This window comes from Nocardioides sp. CCNWLW216 (assembly GCF_037120545.1).
In the GTDB taxonomy this organism is placed as follows: Bacteria; Actinomycetota; Actinomycetes; order Propionibacteriales; family Nocardioidaceae; genus Nocardioides; species Nocardioides lianchengensis.
The window spans coordinates 132,197-150,095 of the sequence record NZ_JBBBBJ010000008.1; the positions used below are offsets into that span (position 1 = coordinate 132,197).

A 17,899-nucleotide genomic window follows, 5' to 3' on the forward strand; every position below is an offset into this window, starting at 1 on the left:
CGTCCGCAACGACTCCGACATCGTGGCAGCGCACTCGAACTCGCTTGTGGAGGAGGGTGCCGGACGCTTGCTTGTGGATCCTTTGTGGTCAGTCGCGCTGCTGACCGATGCGCTGATTGGTCACAATCATCACCTCGTGCCCACGAGGTCTTGCCGACTGTGACCAATCAGCATCGGCGGGTCACCCGGTCAGAGCGGGCGCCCACCATCCGAGCCGGCGTCCGGCGGAGCGATAGGTGGCTCACCGGTGACGGGGTCCTCTAGCGGTGCGATGTGACCGCTGGTCTGGTCGGTGGGGTCGGCGGGGTTGTCGACGCGGACGCCCGAGGAGGCGGCGCCGGGATCGGTGTCGCCCGCGGCGGGGGGCGAGGCGACCTCGGGCCCCCGGCCGCCGAGGAGGGTCTCCAGGCGGGCGGGCATCAGGCGCAGGAACTTGCGAGGCCGGGTGCGGGTCCGGTCGAGCACGGCGACCTCGAGGTCGCGGACAGGGATCACCCGGTCCTCGGCGTCGGTGTGGCCGAGCGCGCCGACGGCGAGCCGCAGGGCACCCTCCAAGGAGGCGCCGGCGGTATAACGCTCCCTCAGGTAGGCCGACACGGAGTCCGCGGCTCCGCCCATCACGGCGTACTGATGCACGTCGGCGACCTGGCCGTCGTACGTCAGGCGGAAGATCTGGTCCTCCTCCGGGGCGTCGCCGATCTCGCCGACGAAGATCTCGACCTCGTACGGCTTCTCGCCGCCGCTGGAGAAGATCGTGCCGAGCGTCTGGGCGTAGGCGTTGGCGAGCCCGCGGCCGGTGACGTCGCGGCGGTCGTACGCGTAGCCGCGCATGTCGGCGAGGCGTACGCCGGCGATGCGCAGGTTCTCGAACTCGTTGTAGCGCCCGACGGCGGCGAAGGCGATCCGGTCGTAGATCTCGGAGACCTTGTGCAGCGCCTGGGAAGGGTTCTCGGAGGCGAACAGGATGCCGTCGGTGTACTGGACGGCAACGACCGAACGACCGCGTGCGATGCCCTTGCGGGCGAAGTCGGCCCGGTCCTTCATCAGCTGCTCGGGCGAGACGTAGAACGGCATGCTCATCCGGACTGGGGCCTTTCGGTTGTCGAGCTTGTCGAGACACCGGGGAGCTCGGCCCGCGGGCCGTTGGGTGCGGACATCCGCGCCGCGATCATCCGGTCGGCGACCTCCGCGACCTCGGCGTCCGGAAGTCGGTGGCCACCCTCGGCGGTGATGACCTGCACCACCGGGAAGATCCGTCGGGCCACGTCGGGCCCTCCGGTGGCGGAGTCGTCGTCGGCGGCGTCGTACAGGGCCTGGACGACCGTCATCACACAGTCAGCCTCGGAGAGGTCCTCGCGGTAGAGCTTCTTCAGCGCACCGCGCGCGAACAGCGAACCGGAGCCGACAGAGTGGAAGCCGTACTCCTCGTAGCGCCCACCGGTCACGTCGTAGCTGAAGATCCGCCCGTGACCGGTCTTCAGGTCATAACCGACGAATAGGGGGACGACGGCCAGCCCCTGCATGGCCATCCCGAGATTGCCGCGGATCAGCGCGGCGAGCCGGTTGGCCTTGCCGTCGAAGGAGAGCGTGGTGCCCTCGATCTTCTCGTAGTGCTCGAGCTCGGTCTGGAACAGCCGGACCATCTCGATCGCCAGACCGGCGGTGCCGGCGATGCCGACGGCGGAGAACTCGTCGGCCGGGAACACCTTCTCGATGTCGCGCTGGGCGATGATGTTGCCCATCGTGGCCCGTCGGTCCCCGGCGAGTACGACGCCGCCCGCGAAGGTCGCCGCGACGATGGTCGTGCCGTGCGGGGCGAGGTCGCCGGCGTTGCCCTGCGGCACCGCGCGCCGGCCCGGGAGCAGGTCGGGGGCCTGGTCGGAGACGAAGTCGGCGAAGGACGAGACGCCCGGCCGCAGGTAGGCGGCGGGCAGGCGCGGATCCGTCACTGGCCGCCCTTCTGGATGAACGACTTCACGAAGTCCTCGGCGTTGGTCTCGAGGACGTCGTCGATCTCGTCGAGCAGGTCGTCGACGTCGTTGTCGAGCGCCTCCTTGCGCTCGGCCACGTCGGTCTCGGGGGCCGTCTCCACGACCTCCTCGGTCTCGGAGTTCTTGCGCGGTTGCTTCTGCTCCTGTGCCATGACTCGACCCTATCCACTCAGCGGGTGAGAGCGGTGAACAACTCCTCGGCCGTCTCACTGCGGTCGAGGAGCTCGCCGACGTGCGCCTTGCTGCCGCGCAGCGGGTCGATGGTGGGCACCCGCTGCAGGGACTCGCGACCGGGCAGGTCGAAGATCACCGAGTCCCACGACGCGGCGGCGACGTGCTCGGCGTACTTCTCCAGGCACCGGCCGCGGAAGTACGCCCGGGTGTCGGTGGGCGGGTCGTGCATCGCCGCGGTCACGGAGGCATCGTCGAGCAGTCGCTCGATCCGGCCGCTGGCCACGAGCTTGTTGTAGAGGCCCTTCTCGGGGCGGATGTCGGAGTACTGCACGTCGATCATCTGCAGCTTCGCGTCGTCCCAGTCGAGGCCGTCGCGGTCGCGGTACTGCTGGAGCAGGTTCAGCTTCGCGACCCAGTCCAGCTCGCGGGCCAGCGACATCGGGTCGCGCTCCAACCGGTCCAGGACCGACTCCCAGCGGGTCAGTACGTCGACGGTCTGCGCGTCGGCGTCGGCGCCGTACCGGTCCTCGACGTACTTCTTGGCCAGGTCGAGGTACTCCAGCTGCAGCTGGACGGCGGTCAGCTTGCGGCCGTCCTGGAGCGTCACCGTCTCGCGCAGGGACGGGTCGTGCGAGACCGCCCGCAGCGCCGAGACCGGACCGTCGACGGACAGGTCGACCGAGATGAACCGGTCCTCGATCATCGCCAGCACGAGGGATGTGGTGCCGACCTTCAGGTACGTCGACACCTCGGCGAGGTTGGCGTCGCCGATGATGACGTGCAGCCGGCGGTACTTCTCGGGGTCCGCGTGCGGCTCGTCGCGAGTGTTGATGATCGGGCGCTTGAGCGTCGTCTCCAGACCGACCTCGACCTCGAAGTAGTCGGCCCGCTGACTGAGCTGGAATCCGTGCCCACGGCCGTCCTGACCGATGCCGACCCGGCCCGACCCCGTCACGACCTGGCGGGAGACGAAAAACGGCGTCAGGTGCCTGACGATCTCGGCGAACGGCGTCGAGCGGCGCATCAGGTAGTTCTCGTGGGAGCCGTAGGAGGCGCCCTTGTTGTCGGTGTTGTTCTTGTACATCAGGATCGGCGCGCCGCCGGGCAGCTGGGCGGCCCGGCGCTGGGCGTCGAGCATGACCTGCTCCCCCGCCTTGTCCCATCGCACGATGTCGAGGGGCGTGGTGACCTCGGGCGTGGAGTACTCCGGGTGCGCGTGGTCGACGTACAGGCGGGCACCGTTGGTGAGAATGACGTTGGCCAGGCCGAGGTCCTCGTCGGTGAGCTGGCTCGGATCGGCGACCTGGCGGGCCATGTCGAAGCCGCGGGCGTCGCGCAGCGGCGACTCCTCCTCGAAGTCCCATCGGGCGCGGCGGGCCCGGACGGTCGCGGACGCATAGGCGTTCACGACCTGCGACGAGGCCACCATCGGGTTCGCCAGCGGCTGGCCCTGCACGGTGATGCCGTACTCGACCTCCGTCCCCATGACGCGGCGCACACTCATGATGGTGAGACTACGTGCCCGCGACCGGTTGGCCGAGGCATCCCGCGGGTAGGACCGCCGCCATGTGGTTGAAGCTCCTGGTCCTGGGCGCGCTGCTGCTGGGAGCATCGGAGCTCACGGCGTCGATCGGGTACGACGAGCAGGCCGCCGAGGTGCGCGCTCTGCGGGACTCCGGCGGCGTCGAGACCACCGGGGCGCTGGTCGACACCTTCGAGCGGGAGAGGACCCGTGGAGGCCGACGGAACCGGTCGACGTACACCGTGGTGTGCGGCGTCTACGCCTACCGGGTCGCCGGCCAGGACTACACGCACCGCGAGTACGACCAGTGCGACGAGGACGCCGTGCCTGACACCCTTGCCCTCCTCTACGACGCTTCGCGGCCCGGCGACGTCCACAACAACACCGACGAGTGGCTCGCCAGCCAGGATCGGCAGTCGGCGGCCGTGTGGTGGTTCCGGATCGGCGGCGCGGTGCTGGTCGGGCTCGGCTTGGTCGCGCTCGGGTTCCGGATCCGGCGGAGGTTCGCCTCGCCTAGGCTGGCTTCGTGAATGCTGATTGGTCACAAACGTCACGGTCGGCCGCCCCGTGAATGCCGATTGGTCACAATCAGCACGGGCCACCACCGCGGCGGACGCGCTCGGACTGACCTACGAGGTCACCGCCCACGGCGCGGTCCGATCCCTGGCGGAGGCAGCCGCGGCTCGCGGGATCTCTCCGCACCAGCTGCTGAAGACCATGGTCGTGCGGGTGGCCGACGGCGACCACCGGTTCGTCCTGGTGCCCGGGGACCGCGAGATCGCCTGGCCCAAGCTGCGGGCTCTGCTGGGCGTCAACCGCCTGTCGATGCCGAGCGCGGAGGCGGCGCACGAGGTGACCGGCTACGTGCGCGGGACGATCACGCCGCTGGGTAGCCGGTCGGCGCTGCCGGTGATCGCCGACGCGTCGATCGCCGGGCCGGTCTCGATCGGTGCCGGCGCGCACGGGGTCGGGCTCACTGTCGATGCCGCCGACCTGCTCGCGGCGCTGGACGCCACGGTCGCTGACGTGACGGAGCCCGCCACCTGATCGGTGGCGGGCTCCGTCGTACGGCGGGTCGGTCGTCCGGCTAGAGGTACTGACCCGTGTTGGAGACCGTGTCGATCGACCGGCCCGGCTCGGTGCCCTGCTTGCCGGTGATGAGCGTGCGGATGAAGACGATCCGCTCGCCCTTCTTGCCGGAGATGCGGGCCCAGTCGTCCGGGTTGGTGGTGTTCGGGAGGTCCTCGTTCTCCTTGAACTCGTCGACGCACGCCTGCAGCAGGTGGGCGACTCTCAGGCCGCGCTGGTCGTGGTCGAGGAAGTCCTTGATGGCCATCTTCTTGGCCCGGTCGACGATGTTCTGGATCATCGCGCCCGAGTTGAAGTCCTTGAAGTACAGGACCTCCTTGTCACCGTTGGCGTAGGTGACCTCCAGGAAGCGGTTCTCCTCGGTCTCGGTGTACATCCGCTCGACCGTGGCCCGGATCATCCCCGCCACGGTGGCGTCTCGGTCGTGACCGAACTCGGCGAGGTCGTCGGCGTGGAGCGGCAGCGAGGTCGTGAGGTACTTGCTGAAGATGTCGCGTGCCGACTCCGCGTCGGGGCGCTCGATCTTGATCTTCACGTCGAGGCGGCCGGGCCGCAGGATCGCGGGATCGATCATGTCCTCGCGGTTGGAGGCACCGATGACCAGCACGTTCTCCAGCAGCTCGACGCCGTCGATCTCGCTGAGCAGCTGGGGGACGATGGTGTTCTCGACGTCCGAGGAGACCCCGGAGCCGCGCGTGCGGAACAGGGAGTCCATCTCGTCGAAGAACACGATCACCGGGGTGCCGCTGCTCGCCTTCTCACGGGCCCGCTGGAAGACCAGGCGGATGTGCCGCTCGGTCTCGCCGACGTACTTGTTGAGCAGCTCGGGGCCCTTGATGTTGAGGAAGTACGACTTTCCCTCCTGGCCGGTCTTGGCCGCGACCTTTTTGGCCAGGCTGTTCGCGACGGCCTTGGCGATCAGGGTCTTGCCGCAGCCGGGAGGACCGTAGAGCAGGACGCCCTTCGGCGGCTTCAGCTCGTGCTCCTTGAACAGCTCGGGGTGCAGGTAGGGAAGCTCGACCGCGTCCTGGATCTGCTCGATCTGGCCGCGCAGACCGCCGATCGACTCGTAGGCGATGTCGGGGACCTCCTCGAGGACCAGCTCCTCGACCTCCGACTTCGGCACCTTCTCGTAGACGTAGCCGGCCCGCGAGTCGAGCAGCAGCGAGTCGCCGGCCCGGATGGTGTCGGTGCGCAGCGGCTCCGCGAGGCGTACGACGCGCTCCTCGTCGGCGTTCGCGATGACCAGGGCCCGCTGGCCGTCGGCGAGCAGCTCCTTGAACATCACCACCTCGCCGACCTCCTCGTAGTCGAGGGCGGCGACGACGTTGAGCGCCTCGTTGAGCATCACCTCCTGCCCCCGGCGCAGGGCGTCGAGCTCGACGCTGGGGCTGACGTTGACCCGGAGCTTGCGCCCCCCGGTGAACACGTCGACCGAGTCGTCCTCGTTGCGCTGCAGGAAGGTGCCGAAGCCCGCCGGCGGCTGCGCCAGGCGGTCGACCTCCTCCTTCAGCTTCATGATCTGGTCACGGGCCTCGCGCAATGTCTGGGCGAGCCGTTCGTTCTGGCTCGTCACCGCCGCGAGGGACCGCTGCGCGTCCGCCAGGCGGAGCTCTAGGCCGCGCGATCCGCCGGGGCCGTCGGAGAGCCGACGGCGAAGATCGCCTACCTCGGCCTCCAGGAACCGCACCTGGTTGAGGAGCTCCTCAGCGCTCGCGCCACCGGAGTTGGACTCTGTCCCGAACGGGCCGTCTGCAGTCATGTCAGCGCACCTCCTGTGTCCTGCGACCCTACCTGCGGGCGGGGACAACGGAAGGGGACTGTCCGCGGTGTAGGTCACGATTTGGCACCGGCTCGGATCGACCCTTCGTGCTGATTGGTCACATTCGGCACGGCGGACGGACGTGGGAATGCTGATTGGTCACAAACAGCAGCACCGGACCAGAGGCGGCCTCAGCCCTCGGCAGTCGGCTCGTCCTCGGGCACACCGGGCGGCTTCGGGCCGGTGTAGTCGGGACCGTAGGCACCAGGGGCCGGACGGCGCTTCTTCAGCGGCGGTCGCTGGCCGGGCGCCATCCGACGGGCGGTGACGAGGAACGCGGTGTGGCCGATCATCTTGTGCCCGGGCCGAACGGCCAGCCCCTCGACGTGCCAGTCGCGCACGAGCGACTCCCACGGCTGGGGCTCGGTGAATCCTCCGTGCAGGCGCACGGTCTCGACGAAGCGCGAGAGCTGGGTCGTGGTGGCGACGTAGGCGCACACGATGCCCCCGGGGCGCAGCGCGTCGGCGGCGGCGTCGAGGCACTCCCAGGGGGCGAGCATGTCGAGGATGATCCGGTCGACCCGCTCCCCCGAGGCGGGCAGCGCCTCGGCCAGGTCGCCGAGGGTGAGGTCCCAGGCCGGGTGGTCGCCGCCGAAGAACTGGGTGACGTTCTTGCGGGCGACGTCGGCGAACTCCTCGCGACGCTCGTACGACGACACGCGGCCGAACGGGCCGACCGCGCGCAGCAGCGAGCAGGTCAGTGCACCGGACCCGACGCCGGCCTCCACCACGTGGGCGCCGGGGAAGATGTCGGCCATGGCCACGATCTGGGCCGCGTCCTTGGGGTAGACCACGGCCGCGCCACGGGGCATCGAGACCACGAACTCGGACAGCAGCGGCCGGAAGATGAGGTACTCGCCACCGGCCGACGAGACCAGGGTGAAGCCCTCCTCACGGCCGATGATGTCGTCGTGCTCGAGGTGGCCGCGGTTCGAGAAGAACCGCTTGCCCGGGACGAGCTCGAAGTTGTGGCGCCGGCCCTTCTGGTCGACCAGGCGCACCCACTCACCGACCCGGAGGGGGCCGCGGTGGACGCCCGACCAGGCGTCGGGGGAAACGTCGGGATCAGCAGGCTCGGACACGACGGAGAAGACTAGTGCGCCGCCTCGCGGAACGCCCGATCGACGTCGGAGGTTGCGAGGACGCCGTACACGCTGCCGTCGTCCTCGACCAGGAGGTACTCGGCGGCGGGGGTCCGGTTGATGGCCGTCACCAGCGCCTCGCCGCCGATCCCGACGGGCAGCCGCAGCCCGGGGTCCAGGGTCCTGGCGACCGACGACACGGGGATCCACGGCCGGCGGTCCTCGGGCGTGGCGAGCAGGGCGGCCTCGTTGACCAGGCCGACGGCCTCCCCGGAGGCGGTGACCGTCACGATCCCGCCGGCCTGGGCGTCCTGCGCGCGCCGCACGGCCTCGGCGAGCGGGAGGTCTGGCGAGACGGCGAGGGTACGGCGGGCGAGGTCGCGGGCCACCAGCGCCGGGAGGCGGCGGCGGACCTTGGCGCTGGTGATCGCCGCGGTGGCACCGGACCACAGGAACATGGCGACGATCAGGGCGAGTGCGAAGTCGAGGAAGTCGGGGGCGACGCCGAACAGGGGCTCCTGCAGCAGCGGGTAGGCCAGGGCCGCGACGGCGGTGACCCGGCCGCCCCAGCCCGCGACGAGCGTGCCGCGGTGCTGGTCGCCGGTCGCTCCCCACACGAGCGCCTTGAGGACCCGACCGCCGTCGAGGGGCAGGCCGGGCACCAGGTTGAGCACGCCCACCAGGAGATTGGCACCGGCGAGGCCCTGCAGCCCCAGGAGGATCAGCCCCTCGGGCTCGGTGAAGAGGACGAGGAAGGCGGCCCCGCCGACGGCGAGCGAGGTCAAAGGACCCACCACCGCGATCCAGAACTCCTGCCGCGGGGCCCTCGACTCGCCCTCGACGGCGGTCATGCCGCCGAGGAAGTGCAAGGTGATGGAGGTGACCGGGAATCCCAGCCGGCGTGCCACGACGGCGTGCGAGGCCTCGTGCAGCAGGACCGAGAGGTAGAGGATCACCGCGAAGGCGAAGCCGGCGACGTACTTGCCGGCGCCTAGGCCCGGGGAGACCTGCTCGACCCGCGGCGCCATGATGAAGGCGATCAGCCCGGCGACCAGGAACCAGGACGAGGTGACCAGGACGTCGCTGCCGGCGATGGTCCCGATCTTGAACGTCCCGGGCGGGCGCGGCTGCTGGTCCGACACCTGATGAGGCTATCCGACCGGTGGCCCGGGACTGTCCGTGGTGTCGCCTAGGGTTCCGCAGATGAGCGTGGAGCAGGAGTCCCCGGCCGAGCGGGTCTCGACGCCGGTCGACGGCGTCGACGTCCTGGGCGCGCTCTCGCCCAGCCGGGCCGGCGACTTCCTCACCTGTCCCCTGCTCTACCGCTACCGCACGGTCGACCGGCTGCCCGAGCCGTACTCGGTCGACGCCGTCCGCGGCACCCTCGTCCACCAGGTCCTCGAGGACCTCTTCGACCTGCCTGCGGAACGCCGTACGCCGGAGGCGGCCGGCGAGATGCTGGTGCCGACCTGGGAGCGGATCGTCGAGGCCGAGCCCAACGTCGCGTCGATGTTCGGCGACGAGGGCGCCGACGTGACGAGCTGGCTGACGTCGTGCCGGACCGTCCTGGAGCGCTACTTCACCCTGGAGGACCCCCAGCGGCTCGAGCCGGCGGAGCGCGAGGTCTACGTCGAGAGCGTGCTCGACTCGAAGCTGTTGCTGCGCGGATTCGTCGACCGGATCGACGTCGCGCCCGACGGCGCCGTACGCCTGGTCGACTACAAGACGGGCCGGGCTCCGGGGCCGGGCTTCGAGGCCAAAGCGCTCTTCCAGATGCGCTTCTACGCGCTCGTCGTGTGGCGCACCCGCGGCGTGGTGCCGGCGATGCTGCAGCTGCTCTACCTCGGCGACGGCGAAATCATCCGCTACGTCCCCGACGAGCAGGACCTCCGTGCGACCGAGCGGAAGGTCGAGGCAATCTGGCGGGCCATCCGCACCGCGCAGGAGACCGGGGAGTGGCTGCCGCACCGCAGCCGGTTGTGCGGGTGGTGCGCCCATCAGGCGATCTGTCCCGAGTTCGGGGGCACGCCCCCGCCGCTCCCACGCCCCGAGGAGCAGGCTCAGACCTGAGTGCGGGCGAAGAGCATCAGGTAGCCGCACCGCTCGCAGCGGTCCGCCTCGATCATGAAGCGCTGCTTGCCCATCACCCGCGCTCCGCCGAAGATGCCGCGCTCCAACGGCCCGGGGATCCAGCGGGCGTAGCCCTGCGACGCCTGGCCGGCGTCCTCGACGAACCCGGGGTGGAACGTCTCGGCCCCGCAGGCCGGGCAGGCGGGCTGCGGCGGGGTGCTCGGGACCGACTCGTAGGTGCTCATGGGCCCACCCTTCCCCGGATCCGGGCGCCTTGACCTCAGGCGCTGGAGCCGGGCTTCGACCCGCGACCGGTCGCCGACACGATCGAGGACACCGCGCGCAGCCTGGGGCTCTGAGAGGAGCCACGGGTGCGTCGGCTCCGCAGGTACTCGTTCGGCACGCTCGTGCTGTCCCACGTCGCGGCGATCCTGGCCGCGTTGCTCGTCGTCCTGACCACCATCGGCGGGTACGACGACTGAGTCGACGGCTCGTCGGTCGCCTTCGACGGTCGGAAGCACGAGGTCGAACTCCCCCGCGGCGCGACCGTCCTCGTCTGGGAGTGGGCCAGGAACGCCCGCGCGGACTGCGGCGTACGGGATGCCGCTTCGGAGCCGACCTCGCTCTGCGGCCCGTGGACGGGTGGGCGCGCCCGGTGGATCCATGCCGTACGTCGCCCAGACGGCCTTGACCAGTCCCGGGCGAGTGAGCGTCCGGTGGGAGCGGACGTCGTAAGAAGGTGACCTGCACGTGGAGCAGCGGCCGCTGCTCCCGGGACCGGTCCTCCTGTTCGCCGTACCCCTGGCCCTCGGTCTCGTCGCGCTCCTGGCCGGTCTCGTCGCGGTGGGCGCGAGGCTGGTCGGGCCCCGCTCAGGGAAGCCGGAGGCGGCCCAGGTCGGCGGCCGCCAGCCCCTCCAGCGAGTCGCGGAAGACCCGCCGCGGCCCGTCGAGCACCGGAACGTGGTTCTCGACGACCAGGACGGTGCAGCCCGCCGCCTCGGCCGACTTGGCGCCGGTGTTGGAGTCCTCGATCGCGACGCAGTCCTCGGAACGTACGCCGAGGGCCGCCGCAGCCGTGAGGTAGGGCTCGGGGTGCGGCTTGCCAAACTCGACCTGGTCGCCGGTGACGATCACGCGGAACGTCTCGGGCGGCAGCTGGGCCAGGATCGGCGCCACGAACCGTTCGTAGGACATCGTCACGAGCGCGCAGCGCACGCCCGCCTCGCCCAGGGTCAGCAGCAGCTCGCGCGCGCCCGGGCGCCACGGCACCTCGTCGCTCACCCGCGCCACCACGCCGTCGAGCAGTCGCTCGACGATCTCCTCCGGCTCCAGAGGCAGCGGCATGTGCTCGCGGATGTAGCGGCCGGACTCCAGCAGGTCGCTGCCCACCAGGTTCATGGCGTGCGCCTCGGACCAGGTGCCGCCGTACTCCGCCGCCAGGGCGTACTCCGTCTCGATCCAGTACGGCTCGGTGTCGACGAGGGTGCCGTCCATGTCCCAGAGGACCGCAGCCGGCAGGTTCTCCGGTTCTGCTGTTTGTGACCAATCAGCAGAACCGGACCGGTCGGGGTTGCCGTTTGTGACCAAACGGCGTCCCCCGGCCCCGGTGGCGTCGGGCGTCGGCTCAGTCATCGGGGTCGTAGCCCAGGTTCGGGGAGAGCCACTTCTCGGCCTCGGCGAGCGACCAGCCCTTGCGCTCGGCGTACGACGCCACCTGGTCGCGGGCGAGCCGGCCGACGACGAAGTACTGGGATTCGGGGTGGCCGAAGTACCAGCCGCTGACCGAGGCACCGGGCCACATGGCCATCGACTCGGTGAGCTCGATGCCGGTCGTGGCCGAGACGTCGAGCAGCTCCCACAGGGTCTGCTTCTCGGTGTGGTCCGGGCAGGCGGGGTAGCCGGGGGCGGGACGGATGCCGGAGTACCGCTCGGCGATCAGGTCCTCGTTGGACAGCTGCTCGTCGGAGACGTGACCCCAGAACTCGGTGCGGACCCGCTGGTGCAGGCGCTCGGCGAACGCCTCCGCGAGCCGGTCCGCGAGGGACTCGATCAGGATCGCGTTGTAGTCGTCGAGGTCGTCCTTGAAGGCCTGGACCCGCTCGGGCAGACCGATGCCGGCCGTGACCGCGAACGCGCCGACGTGGTCGGCCAGCCCGGTCGAGGCGGGCGCGACGTAGTCGCCGAGCGAGCGGTTGGGGATGCCCTCGCGGTGCTTGCCCTGCTGGCGCAGGTGGTGCAGCCGGGTGAGCTCGTCAGTGCGGTCGTCGCTGGTGTAGACGATCGTGTCGTCGCCGTCGGCAGCGGCCGGGAAGAAGCCGAACACCCCGCGAGCCGTCAGCCACTTCTCGTCGACGATCCGGTCCAGCATGGCCTGGGCGTCGTCGTACAGCTTGCGGGCGGTCTCACCCGACGTCGGGCTGTTGAGGATGTCGGGGAACTTCCCCTTCATCTCCCACGCGTTGAAGAACGGCTGCCAGTCGATGTACTCGCGCAGCTCGGCGATGTCGTAGTCCGCGAGGACGTGGACGCCGGGCTTGCGGGGCGCGACCGGGGTGTACGACGACCAGTCGATCGGCGTCGCGTTGGCGACGGCGTCGGCGTACGTCAGCTGCGGCCGGTCGCTCTTGGCGGCGTGCCGGGTGCGCAGCGAGTCGTAGTCGTCCTTGAGGTCGGCGAGCAGCTTGACCCGCCGGGTCTCGTGGAGCAGCGCTGCGGCGGTCGGCACGGAGCGCGAGGCGTCCTTGACCCAGACCACGGGGCCGTCGTACTTGGGGTCGACCTTGACCGCCGTGTGGGCGCGCGAGGTCGTCGCGCCGCCGATCAGCAGCGGGATCTCGAGCCCGAGGCGCTGCATCTCGGTCGCCATCGTGACCATCTCGTCGAGCGACGGGGTGATCAGGCCGGACAGGCCGATGATGTCGGCGCCGACCTCCTGGGCGGTGTCGAGGATCTTCTGCGCCGGCACCATCACCCCGAGGTCGATGACCTCGTAGTTGTTGCACTGCAGGACCACGCCCACGATGTTCTTGCCGATGTCGTGGACGTCGCCCTTCACGGTCGCCATCACGATGGTCCCGTTGGTCTCCTTGGCCGTGGCCAGGGCGGGGTTGTCGAGCTTCTCCTGCTCGATGTAAGGGATCAGGTAGGCGACGGCCTTCTTCATGACCCGCGCCGACTTCACGACCTGGGGCAGGAACATCTTGCCGGCCCCGAACAGGTCGCCGACGACGTCCATCCCGGACATCAGCGGGCCCTCGATCACCTCGATCGGGCGTCCGCCGCGCTCGGCGATCTCCTGGCGCAGCTCCTCGGTGTCGGCCTCGACGTGTGCGTCGATGCCCTTCACCAGGGCGTGCGTGATCCGCTCGCCGACGGGCAGCGAGCGCCACTCCTCGGCGGCGGCCTCGACGACCTCTCCCTGCTTGTTGTGGGCCTCGGCGATCTCCAGCAGCCGCTCGGCGGCATCGGGACGCCGGTTGAGGATCACGTCCTCGATCCGGTCCCGGAGCTCGGGCTCCACCTCGGTGTAGGGCACCAGGGCACCGGCGTTGACGATGCCCATGTCGAGGCCGGCCTCGATCGCGTGGAACAGGAACACGGCGTGGATCGCCTCGCGGACCGGGTTGTTGCCCCGGAACGAGAAGCTGACGTTCGAGATGCCGCCGCTGACCTTGGCGCCGGGCAGGTTCTGCTTGATCCAGCGGGTCGCCTCGATGAAGTCCAGGCCGTACGACGCGTGCTCCTCGATGCCGGTCGCGACGGCGAAGACGTTCGGGTCGAAGATGATGTCCTCGGCAGGGAAGCCGACCTCGTCGACCAGGATCCGGTAGGCGCGTTCGCAGATCGTCTTGCGACGCTCCAGGTTGTCGGCCTGACCGTCCTCGTCGAAGGCCATCACGACCGCGGCGGCGCCGTACTTGCGGACCAGGGCCGCCTGCTCGCGGAACTTGTCCTCGCCCTCCTTCATGGAGATCGAGTTCACGATGGCCTTGCCCTGGACGTTCTTCAGCCCGGCCTCGATGACCTCCCACTTGGAGGAGTCGATCATCAGCGGGACCCGGCTGATGTCCGGCTCGCTGGCGATGAGCTTGGTGAAGCGGTCCATGGCCGCGACGCCGTCGATCATGCCCTCGTCCATGTTGACGTCGATGACCTGCGCGCCGTTCTCGACCTGCTGGGCGGCGATCGAGAGGCCGGTGTCGTAGTCGCCGGCCTTGATCAGGTTGCGGAACTTCGCGGAGCCGGTGATGTTGGTCCGCTCGCCGACGTTCACGAACAGGCTGCCGTCGTCGATCGTGAACGGCTCGAGGCCGGAGAGCCGCATGGCGGGCACCACCTCGGCCGGCGTACGGCGGGTCTTGCCCTCGACGGAGCGGGCGATGGCCGCGATGTGGTCGGGGGTGGTGCCACAGCACCCGCCGACGATGTTGACGAACCCGGCGTCCGCGAATTCGCTCACGACCGCGGCGGTCTCGTCCGGGGACTCGTCGTACTCACCGAAGGCGTTGGGGAGTCCGGCGTTCGGGTAGCAGGACACGAACGAGTCGGCGATCCGCGCCATCTCGGCGATGTAGGGGCGCATCTCCTTGGCGCCGAGCGCGCAGTTCAGGCCGACCGCGAGCGGGGCGACGTGGCGCACGGAGCTCCAGAACGCCTCCGTGACCTGGCCGGACAGGGTGCGACCGGAGGCGTCGGTGATGGTGCCGGAGATGATCACCGGCCAGCGGCGGCCGTACTCCTCGAACAGCGTCTCGACGGCGAAGATGGCCGCCTTCGCGTTGAGGGTGTCGAAGATCGTCTCGATCATGATCAGGTCGGCGCCGCCGTCGACGAGGCCCCGCGAGGCCTCGAGGTACGCCGCGACGAGCTGGTCGTAGGAGACGTTGCGCGCGCCCGGGTCGTTGACGTCGGGCGAGATCGAGGCGGTCCGCGTGGTCGGGCCCAGGGCGCCCGCGACGTACCGGGGCCGGTCGGGAGTGGCGACCGCGTCGGCGGTCTCGCGGGCCAGGCGGGCGGCGGCGTAGTTGAGCTCGTAGGCGAGCTCGGCCATGCCGTAGTCGGCGAGGGAGACCGCGTTCGCGTTGAACGTGTTGGTCTCGATGATGTCGGCGCCGGCCTCGAGGTACTCGCGGTGGATGCCGCCGATGATGTCGGGCTGGGTCAGGGTCAACAGGTCGTTGTTGCCCTGGAGATCACTGGGCCAGTCGGCGAACCGCTCGCCGCGGTAGCCGGCCTCGTCGGGCCGGTCACGCTGGATCGCCGTGCCCATCGCGCCGTCGAGGATCATGATCCGCTCGCGCAGGGCTGAGCCCAGCGCCTCGGTGCAGTCGGGACGCAGCTGCGGCTCGAACTCGCTCAACGGTGCTCCTCTCGGGGCCGGGCGGGGCGCCGGCCGGTGTCCAGCCTAGGAATCAGCGTCCGCAGGCTGGACAGCATTCCCAGATCGTGACACTTGGCGGACGACCCGTGGAAATCCCCGCGGCTGACTAGGCTGGTGCGGTGATCGAGATCGAAGATGCCCCGGACCTGATCGATCCCGTGGTGATCGCCGCCTTCGAGGGCTGGAACGACGCGGCCGACGTCGCGTCCTCCGTGGTGGACCACCTGATGAAGGTCTGGAACGCCCGCGTCGTCGGTGCCATCGATCCCGAGGACTTCTACGACTTCCAGGTGAACCGACCGGTTGTCGGCACCGACGAGAACGGCCACCGCCGCCTCACCTGGCCGAGCACCCAGATCGCGATCGCCTCTCCCCCGGACCTGGACCGCGACGTCATCCTGCTGCGCGGCATCGAGCCCAACATGCGCTGGCGGCAGTTCTGCGCCGAGCTCCTGGCCGCGTGCGACGAGCTCGGCGGCGAGCTGGTCATCACCCTCGGGGCGCTGCTGGCCGACACCCCGCACACCCGCCCGATCCCGGTGACCGGCACCGCCACCGAGGTGGAGCTGGTCGACCGGCTGAAGCTCGAGCAGTCGACGTACGAGGGCCCGACCGGCATCGTCGGGGTCTTCCAGGACGCCTGTGTCCGCCTCGACATCCCCGCGGTGTCGTACTGGGCCGCGGTGCCCCACTACGTGGCCCAGCCGCCGTGCCCCAAGGCGACGCTGGCGCTGATCGGCCAGCTCGAGGACCTTCTCGAGGTGAGCATCCCGCTCGGTGACCTGCCGGAGGACGCCCGTGCCTGGGAGCGCGGCGTCGACGAGCTCGCCGAGGACGACGCCGACGTCGCCGACTACGTCCGCTCGCTCGAGGAGACCCGCGACACCACGGACCTGCCCGAGGCGTCCGGCGAGGCGATCGCGCGGGAGTTCGAGCGCTATCTGAAGCGGCGGCAGGACGAGGGCTGACTCGGTCGGGTCCGCTGACTGCCGCCTCAGTGCGTCAGCCACACCTTCAGCAGCACCACGACCCCGCTGAGCACCGCCAGCACCAGCCCCATCCACAGGTCGGAGAGCCGGCTGCGGCGTCCGGAGAACCGGCTGGTGACCATGCCGAGCCCGGCGAGGCGGACGACGACGACGCCGGCGGAGACCAGGACCGCGCCGGTCGGGGGCAGGTGACCGAGCCAGGCCACGAGCAGGATCAGGGCCGGCACCGAGCCGGACGAGGCGATCGGCAGGGCGTCGCGCAGCGAGCTCCGGTCCGGGGCGGCACCGCCCGCGGAGTGGTCCGCGCCGACCTGGTGGGCGACCAGGTGGGCGAGCACGTGGGCGAGGAAGGTGGTCGCGGTCGTGGCGATGACCACGAGCGCGGCGTGGCCGTCCTCGACGCTGTGCGGGGTGGTCGTGGCCAACGCGGCCAGGACCAGGATGTTGCCGTAGACGTACGCCGAGATGCGCTCCCGGACCCGTTCGAGCGCCAGCTCGCCGAGCTCCGGAGGAGGCGTGGGCACGGTCAGAGCGCGAGACCGAGCGCCGCGTCGAGCACGGCGTGCACGGCGAGCGCCGCGTCGGGGTCGGTGGTGTCGGCGAGTCCGTCGGTGCCGAGGGTGGCGCGGACCCAGCCCTCGATCGCGGCGACAGCGCGCGGGGCGTCGAGGTCGTCGGCGACGGCGGCGAGCACCTCGGCGACCACGGGCGCTGCCGGGGCGCCGGCGCCGAGGGCCAGCGCGCGGCGCCAGTCGGCGAGCGCGTCGACGGCGTCCCAGAGCTCGGCGTCGGTCCACTCCCAGTCGGAGCGGTAGTGGTGGCGCAGCAGCGCGAGGCGGATGGCCATCGGGTCGACGTCGCTGTTGCGCAGCGCCGAGACGAAGACCAGGTTGCCGCGCGACTTGGACATCTTCTCGCCGTCGTACGCGACCATGCCGGCGTGCGCGTAGACCTGCGCGAACGGCGTCCCGGGTACGGCGACCTGCGCGTGGCCGGCGCACATCTCGTGGTGCGGGAAGACCAGGTCGCTGCCGCCGCCCTGGACGTCGAACGCGCCGCCGAGGTGGTGCATCGCGATGGCCGCGCACTCGATGTGCCAGCCCGGTCGGCCGGGCCCGAACGGGCTGGGCCACGACGGCTCGCCCTCGCGCTCGCCGCGCCACAGCACGCAGTCGAGCGGGTCCTTCTTGCCGGGGGTGTCCGGGTCGCCGCCCCGCTCGGGGAAGATCCGGAGCATCTCCTCGCGGTCCAGGCCGGACTCGGCGCCGAACGCGGGGTCGGCGGTCACCGACATGTAGAGGTCGTTCTCGACGCGGTAGACGGCCCCGGCGGCCTGCAGCCGCTCGATCAGCTCCACCGCGAGCGGGATCGACTCCACCGCGCCGACGTAGTGCGCCGGCGGGAGCACCCGCAGCGCCGTCATGTCCTGGCGGAAGAGCTCGGTCTCGCGCTCGGCCAGCTCGACCCAGTCGACCTTGACCTTGGTGGCCCGCTCCAGCAGCGGGTCGTCGACGTCGGTGACGTTCTGGACGTAGGTGACGTCGTGGCCGGCGTGGCGCCAGGCCCGGTTGAGCAGGTCGAAGGCGAGGTACGTCGCGGCGTGGCCCAGGTGCGTCGCGTCGTACGGCGTGATGCCGCAGACGTAGAGCCGCGCGACACCGTCGGGGCGGGTCGCGACCCGCCCTCCCGAGGCCGTGTCATGAAGAGACACGGGCGGACCCGCCACCGGCAGGGTCGGGATCTCCGGGGAGGGCCAGGCACGCATGACGTGAACTCTAGA

16 protein-coding genes are annotated in these 17,899 nt (G+C 70.5%); 4 read left to right on the forward strand and 12 right to left on the reverse strand.

Annotation, left to right across the window (positions count from 1 at the left end):
* Positions 1-189 precede the first annotated feature (189 nt).
* The 4 genes from prcA to dop are packed head-to-tail and all read right to left on the reverse strand — an operon-like array spanning position 190 to position 3,669.
* On the reverse strand, positions 190-1,080 hold the full coding sequence (prcA, locus tag V7S47_RS18130) for a proteasome subunit alpha (protein WP_336562881.1): 891 nt from the start codon (positions 1,078-1,080) through the stop codon (positions 190-192).
* Positions 1,077-1,949, reverse strand: coding sequence for a proteasome subunit beta (gene prcB / locus V7S47_RS18135; protein WP_336562882.1), 873 nt, complete (start codon positions 1,947-1,949; stop codon positions 1,077-1,079). The genes prcA and prcB overlap by 4 nt, the downstream gene beginning before the upstream one ends.
* Positions 1,946-2,143, reverse strand: coding sequence for a ubiquitin-like protein Pup (locus V7S47_RS18140; RefSeq protein ID WP_090856471.1), 198 nt, complete (start codon positions 2,141-2,143; stop codon positions 1,946-1,948). Before V7S47_RS18140 ends, prcB begins: the two co-directional genes overlap by 4 nt.
* A 17-nt stretch (positions 2,144-2,160) precedes the next feature.
* Entirely contained in the window at positions 2,161-3,669 is a 1,509-nt protein-coding gene (gene dop / locus V7S47_RS18145) for a depupylase/deamidase Dop (protein ID WP_336562884.1), read from the reverse strand.
* Between the two features lie 62 nt (positions 3,670-3,731).
* Between dop and V7S47_RS18150 the strand changes: the two genes are divergently transcribed.
* Together V7S47_RS18150 and V7S47_RS18155 are read left to right on the forward strand one after the other, a co-directional pair.
* Positions 3,732-4,217 (forward strand): hypothetical protein, encoded by a 486-nt coding sequence (locus tag V7S47_RS18150; RefSeq protein ID WP_336562885.1) that lies wholly within the window; start codon positions 3,732-3,734, stop codon positions 4,215-4,217.
* Positions 4,218-4,254: 37 nt separating this feature from the next.
* A complete protein-coding gene (locus V7S47_RS18155) occupies positions 4,255-4,734 on the forward strand; it encodes an aminoacyl-tRNA deacylase (RefSeq protein ID WP_336562886.1) in 480 nt (159 codons plus the stop codon).
* A 40-nt stretch (positions 4,735-4,774) separates the two neighbouring features.
* On the opposite strand, the gene arc is transcribed toward V7S47_RS18155, so the two are convergent.
* The 3 genes from arc to V7S47_RS18170 form a co-directional block, all read right to left on the reverse strand.
* Positions 4,775-6,538, reverse strand: coding sequence for a proteasome ATPase (gene arc, locus V7S47_RS18160; protein WP_336562887.1), 1,764 nt, complete (start codon positions 6,536-6,538; stop codon positions 4,775-4,777).
* Between the two features lie 191 nt (positions 6,539-6,729).
* Positions 6,730-7,680, reverse strand: coding sequence for a tRNA (adenine-N1)-methyltransferase (locus V7S47_RS18165; RefSeq protein WP_090856456.1), 951 nt, complete (start codon positions 7,678-7,680; stop codon positions 6,730-6,732).
* 11 nt (positions 7,681-7,691) lie between these two features.
* Positions 7,692-8,822 carry a site-2 protease family protein gene (locus tag V7S47_RS18170; protein ID WP_336562888.1) on the reverse strand — a complete coding sequence of 377 codons (1,131 nt, stop codon included), beginning with the start codon at positions 8,820-8,822 and terminating at the stop codon, positions 7,692-7,694.
* Positions 8,823-8,883: 61 nt separating this feature from the next.
* Here V7S47_RS18170 and V7S47_RS18175 point away from each other — a divergent pair, with 61 nt between their 5' ends.
* Entirely contained in the window at positions 8,884-9,750 is an 867-nt protein-coding gene (locus V7S47_RS18175) for a RecB family exonuclease (RefSeq protein WP_336562889.1), read from the forward strand.
* Here V7S47_RS18175 and V7S47_RS18180 read toward each other — a convergent pair.
* The 3 genes from V7S47_RS18180 to metH form a co-directional block, all read right to left on the reverse strand.
* Positions 9,741-9,995 (reverse strand): hypothetical protein, encoded by a 255-nt coding sequence (locus V7S47_RS18180; protein WP_090856448.1) that lies wholly within the window; start codon positions 9,993-9,995, stop codon positions 9,741-9,743. The two genes, V7S47_RS18175 and V7S47_RS18180, sit on opposite strands and share 10 nt — an antisense overlap.
* 625 nt (positions 9,996-10,620) lie before the next feature.
* Positions 10,621-11,337, reverse strand: coding sequence for an HAD family hydrolase (locus V7S47_RS18185; RefSeq protein ID WP_336562981.1), 717 nt, complete (start codon positions 11,335-11,337; stop codon positions 10,621-10,623).
* A gap of 37 nt (positions 11,338-11,374) precedes the next feature.
* A complete protein-coding gene (gene metH, locus V7S47_RS18190) occupies positions 11,375-15,109 on the reverse strand; it encodes a methionine synthase (RefSeq protein WP_336562890.1) in 3,735 nt (1,244 codons plus the stop codon).
* Positions 15,110-15,249: 140 nt separating this feature from the next.
* Here metH and V7S47_RS18195 point away from each other — a divergent pair, with 140 nt between their 5' ends.
* A complete protein-coding gene (locus V7S47_RS18195) occupies positions 15,250-16,098 on the forward strand; it encodes a PAC2 family protein (RefSeq protein ID WP_336562892.1) in 849 nt (282 codons plus the stop codon).
* Between the two features lie 26 nt (positions 16,099-16,124).
* Here the strand turns inward: V7S47_RS18195 and V7S47_RS18200 are convergent, their stop codons facing one another.
* Positions 16,125-16,643 carry a hypothetical protein gene (locus V7S47_RS18200; RefSeq protein ID WP_336562893.1) on the reverse strand — a complete coding sequence of 173 codons (519 nt, stop codon included), beginning with the start codon at positions 16,641-16,643 and terminating at the stop codon, positions 16,125-16,127.
* 2 nt (positions 16,644-16,645) lie between these two features.
* Positions 16,646-17,884, reverse strand: a complete 1,239-nt coding sequence (mshC, locus tag V7S47_RS18205; RefSeq protein WP_336562894.1) for a cysteine--1-D-myo-inosityl 2-amino-2-deoxy-alpha-D-glucopyranoside ligase — start codon at positions 17,882-17,884, stop codon at positions 16,646-16,648.
* Positions 17,885-17,899 lie beyond the last annotated feature (15 nt).

Excerpts from the sequence above, each read along its gene's own strand:
- prcA (WP_336562881.1), bottom strand. The coding sequence starts at position 1,080 with ATGAGCATGCCGTTCTACGTCTCGCCCGAGCAGCTGATGAAGGACCGG.
- V7S47_RS18175 (WP_336562889.1), top strand. The coding sequence starts at position 8,884 with ATGAGCGTGGAGCAGGAGTCCCCGGCCGAGCGGGTCTCGACGCCGGTC.
- V7S47_RS18140 (WP_090856471.1), bottom strand. The coding sequence starts at position 2,143 with ATGGCACAGGAGCAGAAGCAACCGCGCAAGAACTCCGAGACCGAGGAG.
- arc (WP_336562887.1), bottom strand. The coding sequence starts at position 6,538 with ATGACTGCAGACGGCCCGTTCGGGACAGAGTCCAACTCCGGTGGCGCG.
- dop (WP_336562884.1), bottom strand. The coding sequence starts at position 3,669 with ATGAGTGTGCGCCGCGTCATGGGGACGGAGGTCGAGTACGGCATCACC.
- V7S47_RS18180 (WP_090856448.1), bottom strand. The coding sequence starts at position 9,995 with ATGAGCACCTACGAGTCGGTCCCGAGCACCCCGCCGCAGCCCGCCTGC.
- mshC (WP_336562894.1), bottom strand. The coding sequence starts at position 17,884 with ATGCGTGCCTGGCCCTCCCCGGAGATCCCGACCCTGCCGGTGGCGGGT.
- V7S47_RS18150 (WP_336562885.1), top strand. The coding sequence starts at position 3,732 with ATGTGGTTGAAGCTCCTGGTCCTGGGCGCGCTGCTGCTGGGAGCATCG.